The sequence below is a fragment of the Luteibacter sp. E-22 genome, from assembly GCF_049913125.1.
Taxonomy (GTDB): domain Bacteria; phylum Pseudomonadota; class Gammaproteobacteria; order Xanthomonadales; family Rhodanobacteraceae; genus Luteibacter.
The window spans coordinates 853,478-865,868 of the sequence record NZ_CP183975.1 but is presented as its reverse complement, the minus strand read 5'-3'; the positions used below and the strand labels follow the sequence as shown (position 1 = coordinate 865,868).

12 protein-coding genes are annotated in these 12,391 nt (G+C 65.2%); 4 read left to right on the top strand and 8 right to left on the bottom strand.

What is annotated here, in order from left to right; genetic code table 11:
• Positions 1 to 160: 160 nt before the first annotated feature.
• Positions 161 to 745: a porin family protein gene (locus ACN9M2_RS03775; RefSeq protein ID WP_306850746.1), complete on the top strand. Its 585-nt coding sequence runs from the start codon at positions 161 to 163 to the stop codon at positions 743 to 745.
• An 80-nt stretch (positions 746 to 825) separates the two neighbouring features.
• On the opposite strand, the gene ACN9M2_RS03770 is transcribed toward ACN9M2_RS03775, so the two are convergent.
• The 4 genes from ACN9M2_RS03770 to ACN9M2_RS03755 all read right to left on the bottom strand — a co-directional run bounded on the left by ACN9M2_RS03770 (position 826) and on the right by ACN9M2_RS03755 (position 4,924).
• Positions 826 to 1,851, bottom strand: coding sequence for a class I fructose-bisphosphate aldolase (locus tag ACN9M2_RS03770; RefSeq protein ID WP_426286836.1), 1,026 nt, complete (start codon positions 1,849 to 1,851; stop codon positions 826 to 828).
• Between the two features lie 105 nt (positions 1,852 to 1,956).
• Entirely contained in the window at positions 1,957 to 2,427 is a 471-nt protein-coding gene (locus ACN9M2_RS03765) for an energy transducer TonB (RefSeq protein WP_426286835.1), read from the bottom strand.
• A 168-nt stretch (positions 2,428 to 2,595) separates the two neighbouring features.
• Positions 2,596 to 4,065: a pyruvate kinase gene (gene pyk / locus ACN9M2_RS03760; RefSeq protein ID WP_426286834.1), complete on the bottom strand. Its 1,470-nt coding sequence runs from the start codon at positions 4,063 to 4,065 to the stop codon at positions 2,596 to 2,598.
• 34 nt (positions 4,066 to 4,099) lie between these two features.
• Positions 4,100 to 4,924 carry a S1/P1 nuclease gene (locus ACN9M2_RS03755; RefSeq protein WP_426286833.1) on the bottom strand — a complete coding sequence of 275 codons (825 nt, stop codon included), beginning with the start codon at positions 4,922 to 4,924 and terminating at the stop codon, positions 4,100 to 4,102.
• A 172-nt stretch (positions 4,925 to 5,096) separates the two neighbouring features.
• Here ACN9M2_RS03755 and gap point away from each other — a divergent pair, with 172 nt between their 5' ends.
• The gene (gene gap, locus ACN9M2_RS03750) at positions 5,097 to 6,113 is read left to right on the top strand and encodes a type I glyceraldehyde-3-phosphate dehydrogenase (RefSeq protein ID WP_426286832.1); all 1,017 of its coding nucleotides are present in this window, start codon (positions 5,097 to 5,099) and stop codon (positions 6,111 to 6,113) included.
• Positions 6,114 to 6,193: 80 nt separating this feature from the next.
• Complete coding sequence (locus tag ACN9M2_RS03745; protein ID WP_426286831.1) at positions 6,194 to 6,733, top strand: hypothetical protein; 540 nt, start codon at positions 6,194 to 6,196, stop codon at positions 6,731 to 6,733.
• Here the strand turns inward: ACN9M2_RS03745 and ACN9M2_RS03740 are convergent.
• From ACN9M2_RS03740 to hppD, 3 genes are read right to left on the bottom strand one after another with little or no spacing between them, the layout of a single operon-like run.
• Positions 6,723 to 7,703: a fumarylacetoacetate hydrolase family protein gene (locus tag ACN9M2_RS03740; RefSeq protein ID WP_426286830.1), complete on the bottom strand. Its 981-nt coding sequence runs from the start codon at positions 7,701 to 7,703 to the stop codon at positions 6,723 to 6,725. The genes ACN9M2_RS03745 and ACN9M2_RS03740 overlap by 11 nt on opposite strands.
• Before the next feature lie 15 nt (positions 7,704 to 7,718).
• The gene (hmgA, locus tag ACN9M2_RS03735) at positions 7,719 to 9,029 is read right to left on the bottom strand and encodes a homogentisate 1,2-dioxygenase (protein ID WP_426286829.1); all 1,311 of its coding nucleotides are present in this window, start codon (positions 9,027 to 9,029) and stop codon (positions 7,719 to 7,721) included.
• 15 nt (positions 9,030 to 9,044) lie between these two features.
• Positions 9,045 to 10,133 carry a 4-hydroxyphenylpyruvate dioxygenase gene (hppD, locus tag ACN9M2_RS03730; RefSeq protein ID WP_426286828.1) on the bottom strand — a complete coding sequence of 363 codons (1,089 nt, stop codon included), beginning with the start codon at positions 10,131 to 10,133 and terminating at the stop codon, positions 9,045 to 9,047.
• Between the two features lie 89 nt (positions 10,134 to 10,222).
• On the opposite strand from hppD, the gene ACN9M2_RS03725 reads away from it, so the two are divergent.
• The gene (locus ACN9M2_RS03725; protein ID WP_426286827.1) at positions 10,223 to 10,672 is read left to right on the top strand and encodes a MarR family winged helix-turn-helix transcriptional regulator; all 450 of its coding nucleotides are present in this window, start codon (positions 10,223 to 10,225) and stop codon (positions 10,670 to 10,672) included.
• Positions 10,673 to 10,838: 166 nt separating this feature from the next.
• Here ACN9M2_RS03725 and ACN9M2_RS03720 read toward each other — a convergent pair whose 3' ends face one another.
• Positions 10,839 to 12,344 carry a peptide MFS transporter gene (locus tag ACN9M2_RS03720; protein WP_426286826.1) on the bottom strand — a complete coding sequence of 502 codons (1,506 nt, stop codon included), beginning with the start codon at positions 12,342 to 12,344 and terminating at the stop codon, positions 10,839 to 10,841.
• Positions 12,345 to 12,391: the final 47 nt, after the last annotated feature.

Genomic DNA, 12,391 nt, shown 5'->3' with positions numbered 1-12,391 from the left:
TTAATCGTTTCTTAATACTGCACTAAGCGGTATTGAATCTATCAGACAGCCCCACATCTAACGTTCTACGCACGGCATCCCCGCTCGTGCGCCGCTGCGAATACGGCATTCCCCCGATGGCCGCGCAGCGAACAAGAACAAGAAGCAGGAGAGATCCACCATGAAGAAGACCCTTATCGCCCTCGCCCTGGTCGCCGCCGGCATGGCCGCGGCTCCCGCTTTCGCGCAGGACGCCAATGGCGCCGGCGGTTGGTTCATCAACGGCAATGTCGGTCGCACGTCGGTCGACAAGGACCGCTACGACGGTCATGACACCGGCTACGCGCTCAACGGTGGTTATCGTTGGACCGTGACCCCGTGGGCCGCCCTGGGTGTCGAGGCAGGCTATAACGACCTCGGCAACATCAATGCGAAGAACTTCTTCAACGGCGACCGTGTCGTCGACCGCCGCAAGTCGGAACTGCATGGCTGGACCGCAGGCGTGAACGGCCATTTCAACGTCGACCCGAAGTGGTACATCAGCGGCCGTGCCGGCATCTATGGCTGGAAGGGCCACGGCGTCAGCAACGACGACGTCACCCGTCGCGACCTCGACAAGACCAGCTGGTATGCCGGCGTGGGCGTGGGCTACGACTTCACGCCGAACTGGAGCCTGGGCATCAACTACGACCACTACGATGCGAAGAAGGACGGCCTGGACCTGTCGACCAACATGACCTCGGTCTCGGCGGAATATCGCTTCTGAGCCAGCTTCGGCCTCGGTCGAAACAAAAAAAACCGGCGCCTCACGGCGCCGGTTTTTTTCTGGGCGGAGCGGGCGGTCTATCAGCCACCCTTCTTCCAACGGCCAAGTGCGGCGTCGCCATTTTCCTTCGCACGCGCGTAGACCACGTCCTGGGCCTTCTTGACGTTGTTCTGCTGATCCTTCGACCAGACGTTCAGCGCCTCGGCCACCAGCGCACGGCCGTAGGAAAAGCTGACCGGCCACGGGTGCGGGCCCATCTGGTTGATGAGATTCAGGTGTTCGGTGGCCTGGGCGTCGGTCTGGCCGCCGGAGAGGAAGACGATACCCGGCAGGGTGGCCGGCACGGTGGTCTTCAGGACGCGGATGGTGGCTTCGGCGACTTCTTCCGGCGTGGCCTGCGCGTCCTTGGGCGCGTGCTTGCCCGGGATCACCATGCTGACCTTCAGGATGGTGCCCTCGAGCATCACGTTCTGCTCGTACAGCGCGTTGAACAGGCTGCGCAGGACCGCCTCGTGCACCTCGTAGCTGACGTCGAGGTCTTGCGTGCTCTCCGGACCATCCATCACGATTTCCGGCTCGACCATCGGCACCAGGCCAGCTTCCTGGCACAACGCGGCGTAGCGGGCCAGCGCGTGCGTGTTGGCTTCGATGGCGGTGGAGCTGGGATTGTCCTCGGTGATGTTGATCACCGCACGCCACTTGGCGAACTGGGCGCCCAGCTGGGCGTATTCCTTGAGGCGGTCACGCAGGCCATCGAGGCCCTCGGTGACCACGTCGCCCGGGAAGCCCGCGAGCGGCGCCGGGCCCTTGTCCACCTTGATACCGGGGATGATGCCGGCCTTCTTCATGGCCTCGACCAGGGGCACGCCGTCCTTGGTCTTCTGCCGGATCGTCTCGTCGAACAGGATCGCCCCGGAGATGTGCTCACCGAGGTTGGGCGTGGTCAGCAGGAGCTCGCGATAGGCGCGGCGGTTTTCCTCGGTGTTCTCGACACCCGCGGCGTCGAAGCGCTTCTTGATCGTGCCGGTCGACTCGTCGACGGCGATGATGCCCTTGCCCGTGGCAACCATCGCCTGCGCGATCTGTTCGAGGTTTTCGATGCTCATGACAACTCCGTGGAAGTAGTGGTATGCCCCGCGAAGCTGGGGGGCGGATGCAAAAAACCGGCGGAGTATATGGGAATACCCCGTGGACGCCGTTGTGCGGCGCGATCAACTGGTCTGGTTGTAGCCGGGCAGCTTGCACTGGCTCAGGATCGAAGCCTTGCGGGCCGGGTTGTCGGGCAGGTTGAAACCGGCGACGTAATAGGTCTGCACGGGCTCGGCGGTACCGTTCTGCGTGCCCTTCACGTAAACCAGCTGCTTCACGATGCTGACGCCGACCTGGCCCAGGTCACCTTCAGGGACGACCTTCGCGATCGTGGGATTTCGTGTCCTGCCATCGGACCCGATCATATAGGTGACGGCGACACAGCCGGGCTGGTTGAGATTCTTGCCCGTGTTGGGCACATCGGCGTCGATGGTCTTGTTGGTGAGGAACCAGTAGCCGGTGAGGCGCTCCGGAGAGACGCGGCGTACGGTCTGCGCCGCGGCGGTGCCGGCGGCGAGGAGGAGGACGGCGGCGATGGCGCCGGTGCGGAAGCTGATGCGGATCATGACGCCCTCGTGGATTTGCCAGGGCATCGAGTTTACTCCCGCCAGGGGATGCGATGCGTGTGAAATCGTGCGGTGGGCAATCCCAGCTGGCTCACGATGGGGTCCGCTCCCACCAAGCCGGGAGTTCCGGGAGTTCCGGGAACCGATGCTCGGTGGGAGCGGACCCTGTCCGCGATGGGCGCCGAAGGCGACCCGTTACAGGTCGCGCAAGCTGTCCGCGATGCCGTCTTCGCCGACGACCAGCAACTTCAGCGTGTTCGTACCGCCGCCCCTGCCGATATGGTCGCCGTGGGTGAGGATCACGCGGTCGCCCTTGCTCAGCTTGCCCAGCGCGAACAGGTGCTGGAGCGCGGCACGGGCGGTGTGCGCGGGGTCGAGATTGCTCTGCTCGAAGTCCACCGGCTGCACGTCGCGCAACACCAGCATGCGGCGGCGGGCCATGTCGGACGGCGACATCGCGTAGATGGGCACGGCGAAACGATAGCGCGACAGCCACTGCGCGGTCGCGCCGGATTCGGTCAGCGCGACGATCGCGCGAACGCCGACCTGGGCCGCCAGCAGCATCGCCGCGAGGGCGATGGCCTGGTCGGAACGGTCGATCGAATGCGTGTCCGGGCGCAGGTCGTCGCGCGGCTCGAACTGGCGCTCGGCACCGAGGCAGATGCGGCGCATCGCCGCCACGGCCTTGTCCGGATGGGCACCGGCCGCGCTCTCCTGCGAGAGCATCACGGCGTCGGTGCCGTCGATCACGGCATTGGCCACGTCAAGCACTTCGGCGCGGGTCGGGATCGGCGCGGTGACCATCGATTGCAGCATCTGCGTGGCGGTGATGACCGAGCGGTTGCGCTGCACGGATTCACGGATGATCTTCTTCTGCAGGCCCGGCAGTTCGGCGTCGCCGATCTCCACGCCGAGATCGCCACGGGCGACCATGACCACGTCGGAGGCGTCGATGATCTCGCCCAGCACCGGAATGGCGTCCGCGCGCTCGATCTTCGAGACGATGGCCGCATCGCCACCGGCCTCGCGCAGGAGGCGGCGCGCTTCGTGCAGGTCTTCCGCGGAACGGACGAAGGATACGGCAAGGAAGTCGGCGCCCATCTCGGCGGCGAGCTTGATGTCGTTACGGTCCTTATCCGACAGTGCCGCGACCGACAGGCCGCCACCCTGGCGGTTCAGGCCCTTGCGGTCGGACAGGCGGCCACCGATCGCCACACGGCAGCGGATCTCGCTGCCCACGACTTCGACCACCGCGAGTGCGACCAGGCCATCGTCCAGCAGCAGGATGTCGCCAGCACTCACGTCCTTGGGCAGGTCGTAATAGCTCACCCCGACGCGGGTCTGGTTGCCCGGAGGGGCATCGGGACGGCAGTCGAGCACGAAGCTGTCGCCGGTCATCAGGTCGACCGGGCCGCCCGCGAATTTCTCGATACGGATCTTCGGGCCCTGCAAGTCGGCCAGGATGCCGACTTCACGGCCCACCTTGTCGGCTGCCGCGCGTACCGCGGCGGCGCGGGCGCGATGGTCGTCCGGCTGGCCATGCGAAAGGTTCAGGCGGACGATATCCACGCCTTCCTCAAGGATTTTCTCAAGCATGCCCGGCGCATCGGTGGCGGGGCCGAGGGTGGCGACGATCTTGGTGCGGCGTACCTGGATTTCGGTCATGGAGGATTACCTTGTCTTGAATGCGGGGCGCGGATCAGTCCAGCGTCTTGTTGAGCAGGTCGGCGAGGCGCTTGGCCGCCTCGCGCAGGCGTGTCTCGGCGATCGGCAGGTTCGTCGCCACGTAGGCGTCGTCGACGCGGTGGCCGTCGGGATAAAAACCGGGGGTGGCCACGATCGAGCAGGATTCCTCCGCCCACTGCGCATACGGATTGTCGAAGGGCGCGATCGGGCGCGGCAGCTTCACCGGGCCTTCGGCGGCCAGGCGGTCCGCGTAGGCCTGCCACTTGAGGTCACGCGTGTAGAGCATCTGCGAGTCCCACACGCGGTGCAGGTTCGTACCCTTGCCATCGAACTGCACCTGGTACTCGTTGCCACCCTTGTCGTCGCGGTTGCCCGCGTGCAGCGGCTGATGCACGTCGCCGACGAAGTGGACCACGAATTTCAACGCCTCGGCCCGTTCCTCGCTGGACTTGTGCCGGTCGCCGAGGATGGCCACGTACTTCTCCAGCCCGCCGACGACGCAACGGCCGTCGGCGCAGTCGCGCGGCGGCACGTAATGGCACTTCCCGTCGCGGAAATTCACGTAGTGCAGGGGCCCGGTGGCCTTGCCCAGGTCTTCCTTGCCGGGCATGTCGCGCAGATGGTCGGGCCAGCTGGCGATATCGGGCAGGGAGTCGGAGCCGTCCGCCTTCAGCAGCCGGGTCACCTCGGCGCGGGCCGAGGGGTCCAACTGGCGCCAGGCCAGTTCGGCGACGATACGGTGGCCGATGTCGCCCCAGGCCTGCACGGTGGTGGCGAAGGCGGGAATGGCGAGGGCCAGCAGGGCGGCGATGGTGCGGCGCTTATGGAGTGCTTTCATGGACCAGCAAACGTTTCCGGGCGGGCGAACGGGCAAGTGTGCCACAGCCGGGCTGAGGTCCGGATGACAAATCGCGGCGATGCAGCAAGCAGGGTCCGGGGGCCTTCCGTTACCATGGAGGTTTACACCACCCGCCCCTACTTCGTTAGAAATCCTATCCCGGAGGCTGCACATGACCATCAAGGTCGCCATCAACGGTTACGGTCGCATCGGTCGCAACATCCTGCGCTCGCTCTACGAGGCGAAGAAGAACGGCCAGGACATCCAGATCGTCGCCGTCAACGACCTCGGCAACGCCGAGACCAATGCCCACCTCACCCAGTACGACACGGCCCATGGCCGCTTCCCGGGCGAGGTGTCGGTCGACGGTGGCGACCTGATCGTCAACGGCGACCGCATCAAGGTCTTCGCCGAGCGCGATCCGTCGAAGCTGCCCTGGGGCGAGCACGAGGTCGACGTGGTGATGGAGTCGACCGGCTTCTTCACCTCCAAGGCCAAGGCCGGCGCGCACATCGCCGGTGGCGCGAAGAAGGTCATCATCTCCGCCCCGGGCGACAAGGACGTGGACGGCACCTTCGTCTTCGGCGTGAACCACGACAAGCTGACCTCGCAGCACCAGGTCATCTCCAACGCCTCGTGCACCACCAACTGCCTCGCGCCGCTGGCCAAGGTCCTGCACGAGAAGATCGGCATCGTGCACGGCCTGATGACCACCATCCATGCCTACACGAACGACCAGGTCCTGACCGACGTCTACCATTCGGACCTCCGCCGCGCCCGTAGCGCCACGCACAGCCAGATTCCGACCAAGACCGGCGCCGCCGCCGCGGTGGGCCTGGTGCTGCCGGAGCTCAACGGCAAGCTCGACGGCTTCGCCATGCGCGTCCCGACGATCAACGTGTCGGTGGTCGACCTCACCTTCACCGCCGCGCGCGCGACGACCAAGGAAGAGATCGACGCCGCCATCAACGAAGCCGCCAATGGCTCGCTGAAGGGCATCCTCTCGGTGAACACGCAGCCGCTGGTCTCGATCGACTTCAACCACAACCCGCATTCGTCGATCTACGATTCGACGCAGACGCGCGTGATGGAAGGCACCCTGGTCAAGGTCCTCTCGTGGTACGACAACGAGTGGGGCTTCTCGAACCGCATGCTCGACATGGCCAGGGCATTGATGGCCGCGAAGTAAGCGCCGCCACAATCGAATAGGTACGGCCACGGGGGGCCCGCAGCGATGCGGGCCCTCTTTTTTTGCATGGAGAACGACCGATGTACCAAGGATTCACCCTGGCCGGCTGCCTCATGTGGTTCACGCTGCCCATCGCCGCTGCCGATTGCACCGCGACGCGGCCCTCGACAGCGGACATCGTGGATGGTGGCCTGTTGAACCCGTCGGTGCCCGTCGAACGACGCCGAAACCTCGCCGACCGTCTGCTCTGCTCCGCGCTCGCGGGCAATGCGGCTAGCCAGGAACTGGCGGGGACGCTCTACTACCAGGGGCCGTCACGAAAGGGGAACGTACTGACGCGCGACACGTCCCGGGCACGCCACATGCTCACCGCGGCGGCGAACCGGGGGCGCCGTCACGCGATGCACCGGCTCGCGGAACTGGAGCTGTCCGACGGACACCTCTATGAAGCCGCGCTCTGGACCCGCGTCGAATACGTGATGCACGGGCTCCCGCTGCCGCCACTGGCGCAACTGAATCGCACGATCGAGGCACGGGTATCGCGCGATTCCCGACTGGAGGCGGACGTACTCCTGAAGGTCGCGGCGATACACGAAGCGATGGAAGCGTCTACGCCTTGACGATCGCCTGTTCGATCGATCCGAAGATAGAAGCCCCTTCGTTGTCGGTGACATCGATTCGCACCGTATCGCCGAACGACAGGAAGGGCGTGCTCGCCTTGCCGTCGCGCAGGGTTTCCACGGTCCGCTGCTCGGCAAGGCAGGACGCGCCCTTGGACGTGTCCTGGTTGGCGATCGTGCCCGAGCCCACCAGCGTGCCGGCGGTCAGGGGACGCGTCTTCGCCACATGCGCCACGAGCTGGGCGAAGTCGAACTGCATATCCACGCCACACTCGGCTTCACCGAACCACGCGCCATTGATCCACGTGCGCATCGGCAGGTGCAGCTTATCGTTCCGCCATGCCTCGCCCAGTTCGTCGGGCGTGACGAACACCGGGGACAGCGCCGAACGCGGCTTCGACTGGAGGAAGCCGAAACCCTTCGCCAACTCGGCGGGAATCAGGCCCCGCAGCGACACATCGTTGACCAGGCCCACGAGTTGGATATGTCCCGCGGCCTGCACGGGGGTCACGCCCATCGGCACATCGTCGGTCACCACCAGCACTTCGGCTTCGAGATCGATACCGAACGCTTCACTGGAAACGACCACCGGATCGCGCGGGCCGAGGAAACCGGCGCTCGTCGCCTGGTACATCAGCGGATCGGTGTAGAACGACTCCGGCACCTCGGCGCCACGCGCCTTGCGCACACGCTCCACGTGCGGCAGGTAGGCGCTGCCGTCGACGAATTCATAGGCACGCGGCAAGGGCGCGGCGAGCTTCGCCATGTCCAGGTCGAACGCACCCTCCGCCTTGCCTGCGTTCAACGCTTCGGAAAGCGCGTTGAGGCGAGGCGCCAGCGCGTGCCATTCGTCCAGCGCCGCTTGCAGCGTCGGCGCGATGCCGGTGGCCTTCACGGCACGGGTGAGGGATCGATCGACCACGACGAGCGTGCCGTCGCGGCCGCCTTCCTTCAGCGAAGCGAGTTTCATGCTTTTCCTTACAGATCAGGTGGCCGATGGATCGAAGTGCTTCTTCAATCCGCGCCAGCATTCGTAGTAATCGCCCTGCAGCGCCGTCGATTCCAGGGCTTGCCGGCTGGGGCGGATGACCTTGCGTGTTTCGAACATGAAGGCCATGGTGCCAACGATATGGTCCGGACGCGAGGTGTCGGCGGCCGAGGCTTTCTCGAAGCTCGCCGCATCGGGGCCGTGCCCGCTCATGCAGTTGTGCAGGCTTGCCCCGCCCGGCACGAAACCGCCGGCCTTGGCGTCGTACGCGCCGTCGATCAATCCCATGAACTCGCTGGCCACGTTACGGTGGAAGTACGGCGGCCGGAACGTGTGTTCGGCCACCAGCCAGCGCGGCGGGAAGATCACGAAGTCCATGTTCGCCACGCCCGGCGTGTCGCTGGACGAGGTGAGCACCGTGAAGATCGAGGGGTCAGGGTGGTCCACCGCGATCGAGCCGATCGTGTTGAAACGCCGCAGGTCGTATTTGTAAGGGGCATAGTTGCCGTGCCATGCGACCACGTCCAGCGGCGAGTGACCGATGGACGCCACCCACAAGCTCCCCTGGAACTTGGCGACGAGTTCGAACTCGCCGTCGATGTCCTCGTAGGCGGCCACGGGCGTGAGAAAGTCTCGCGGCTGGGCAAGGCCATTCGCGCCGATCGGACCCAGATCCGGCAGATGCAGCGGCGTGCCAAAATTCTCGGCCACATAGCCACGCGCTTCGCCATCGGGCAACTCGACCAGGAAGCGAATGCCGCGCGGCACCACCGCGATCTCCAGCGGCTCCACGTCGAGCACGCCGAGTTCCGTGCGAATGCGCAACCTGCCCTGCTGCGGCACGATCAACAGTTCGCCATCCGCATCGTAGAAGTAGCGCCCCTCCATGGACCGGTTGGCGCAATAAAGATGGATGCCGATGCCGGCCTGTTCCGCCGCGCCGCCATTGCCACCCATCGTGACCAGGCCATCGAGGAAATCCGTGGCCTGCCCTGGCATCGCCAGGGGGTCCCAGCGCAACTGGTTCGGCGTGGCCGGCGCTTCGTCGAAACGGTTATGGAAGGTGGCGTGGGCACGCCCGGTGAACGGGGAGTGCTGCGCCGCCGGGCGAATGCGATACAGCCAGCTGCGCCGGTTGCGGTGGCGAGGCGCGGTGAAGGCGCTACCCGAAAGCTGCTCGGCATAGAGCCCCCTGGCCACGCGCTGGGGCGAGTTCTGGCCCGAGGGCAACACACCGTCCACGGCTTCGGTGGCGAACTCGTTGCCGAAGCCGGTCTGGTAGCCGCGGGTATCGTCGGTGTGGCTCATGGCAGTGACCCGGTGTCAGAGCACGCCGCGGCGCATCTGGTCGCGCTCGATGGACTCGAACAGCGCCTTGAAGTTACCGTTGCCGAAACCTTCGTTGCCCTTGCGTTGGATGATCTCGAAGAAGATCGGCCCGATGGTGTTCTGGGTGAAGATCTGCAGCAACAGTTTCTTCTTGGTCTCGTCGTCGGCGTCGATCAGCAGCTTGTTTTCCTGCAGGCGCGCCACGTCTTCGCCATGGTCCGGCACGCGCACATCGATCACTTCGTAATACGTCTCGGGCGTGTCGAGGAAGGCCACATTCTGCGCACGCATCGCCTCGACCGACTCGTAGATGTTGTCGGTGAACAGCGCGATGTGCTGGATGCCTTCGCCGTTGTACTCGCGCAGGTATTCGTTGATCTGCGACTTCTCGTCCGAGGACTCGTTCAACGGAATGCGCACGAGGCCGTCTGGCGCGGTCATCGCCTTCGATACCAGGCCGGTCTTCGCACCCTTGATGTCGAAGTAGCGGATCTCACGGAAGTTGAACAGCCGCTCGTAGTACTCCGACCACTTCTCCATGTTGCCGAAATGGAGGTTGTGCGTCAGGTGGTCGATGAAGGTGAGACCGAAGCCCTTCGGGTGCCGATCGACGCCCGGCAGCCACTCGAACTCGGCGTCGTACACCTCGCCCTTGGCACCATAGGTGTCCACCAGGTACAAGGCGGCACCACCGATGCCTTCGATGGTCGGCACCTGCAGGGCCAGCGTCTCCGGCTTGAAACCGATCGTCGTGGCGCCATTGGACAGCGCCGTGGCTTGCACGTCGGTGGCCGGACGGTTGAATCGAATGGCGAATCCGCACGCGGACGGGCCATGCTTGGCGACGAAATCCGCGGCGAAGGAGTCCGGCTCTTCGTTCACGAGGAAGTTGCAGTCGCCCTGGCGGTAGAGGGTGATCTTCTTCGTCTTGTGCTTCGCGACCGGCGTGAAGCCGAGCCGGGGGAACAAAGCGTGCAGCAGCGCCGGGTCCGGTGCCGCGAATTCGACGAACTCGAAGCCATCGACACCCTGCGGGTTTTCGAAGGTGGTGACTTCCATACCGGTGTTGGGCTGGGCGCTCATTGGGCGATACTCCTGCGACGGGCACGGCTTTGGCCGTATACCGGCACTTTATAGTTTCACTTGTAACCATTTGCAAGGACCAGCGCAGCATGACCTTCGAAACCGTCCCCGCTCATGCCCCGTTGGAGCTGGAGCATTTCCTGCCTTACCGGCTTTCGATCCTGTCGAATACGGTCAGCCAGTCCATCGCGGCGGAATACCAGGACCGATTCGAACTCAGCATGACGGAATGGCGCGTGATGGCCGTCCTGGGCCGCTTCGCCGAGCTATCGGCTCGCGAGGTCGCCGAACGCACGGCGATGGACAAGGTGGCCGTGAGCCGCGCCGTGGCGCGGCTGGTCGAGGCGGGCCGGGTCGACCGCAGCACCCATGGCGGCGACAAGCGCCGTTCGGTGCTGAAACTTTCCGAGGCGGGCTGGGCCATTCACGACGAGGTGGCGCCCATGGCGAGGGCGCACGAGCGGGAATTGCTGGCGAAACTGGACGAAGGCGAGCGGGTGCAGCTCAACCGGATACTGGACAAGCTGCTGGCGCCCTGAGGCGCCCATCGCCGCTGAAGCGGCTCCCACAGGTCCAGCTCGCATGCCTATCGCCGACAGGGTCGGCTCCCACCAAGCGCGGTGCCACCGAGCGAGGTGTCACCAAGCCGGGTGAGAGCCGGGTGTCACCAAGCCCCGGGTGGGAGCCGACCCTGTCGGCGATGCTTCACTTCACCCCGTGCATCAGCCGGTTGATCAGGGGCGCGATCAGGAACAACACGATCCCCGCGCCGATCAGCAGTTCGAAGCTGAAGCTGAAGCCGGACAGCGCCGAGGTCACGGTCATGCCGGTCTCGCCGCTGATGTGGCCCGCGAGCAGACCCGACAAGTTGTTGCCGATCGCGGTGGAGAGGAACCAGCCGCCCATCGCCAGGCCGACCACACGGATCGGCGCCAGCTTGGTCACCATCGACAGGCCGATCGGCGACAGGCACAGCTCGCCGATGGTCTGCAGCACGTAGCACGCCGCCAGCGGCCAGAACGGGATCAGGCCGTTGCCGCCCACGAGGCTCTTCAACGCGTACATCAGCACCAGGAAGCCCAGCGCGTTGAAGATGAGGCCCAGGCCGAACTTGCGCGGGATCGACGGCTCCTTGCGCAGGCGCGCCGACCAGCCCCAGGCGAGCGCGACGATCGGCGCGAAGATCAGGATCGCCGCCGAGTTCACCGACTGGAACCATCCGGTGGGAAACTCCCAGCCGAACATCTGCCGGTCGACGATGTTCTGGGCGAGGAAGTTGAACGAACTGCCCGCCTGCTCGAAGAACATCCAGAACAGCACGTTGAAGGTAAACAGCAACAGCATCGCGATCACGCGGTGGATCTGGATGCGGTCGTGGCGCACCGCTTCGATCACCAACATCACCGCCACGCCGATGAATAGCACGCCGAGCAACCAGGCGATGAAGATCGCGCCGGCCTTGGCCATCAGCAGGTAGACGAGCGGGATAGCGACCAGGATGCCGACGATCACCGCGACCAGGTTCTTCCCTTCGTGACGCTCCGGCGGCGGAACGCCCACGCCCTTGAGCTGGTGCTTGCCGACGAGGAACCAGATGAAGCAGATGACCATGCCCACGCCGGTGGCGGCGAACACGGCCTTGTAGTTGTCCTGCAGGGGCGTGTCCGTCAGCACGGAAGCAAGCCAGCCCGTGACCAGGGGCGCAAGGAAGCCGCCCAGGTTGATGCCCATGTAGAAGATCGTGAAGCCGCGGTCGCGGCGGTCGTCGCCGACCGGATAGATCTGTCCGACCAGCGAGGAGATATTCGGCTTGAACAGGCCATTGCCGACGATCACCGTGGCCAGCCCGGCGAGGAATACCTGCTGGTTCGGCACCATCACCATGAACAGGCCCGTACCCATCACCGCCGCGCCCACCAGGATGGAGCGCTGATAGCCGAGGATGCGGTCGGCCACCCACCCACCGAAGATCGCCGAGGCGTAGACCAGCGCGAGGTAGGCGCCATAGGTCCGGCTGGCATAGCCCTGCCCCGCCGGATCGCCGTTGAAGAACTGGGCGACGATGTACAGCGTGAGGGCCCAGCGCATGCCGTAGAAGGCGAAGCGCTCCCAGAATTCGGTCATGAACAGCATCCACAAGGGACGCGGATGACCCAGGGTCTGCGGGTAATCGGGCACGGGCCGGGCGGCGGCTGGGGCGGTCGGTGTCATGGCTTTCCCTGTGGAAGATTCGTGCAGGGTGTTTAGCTGGCCCGGCT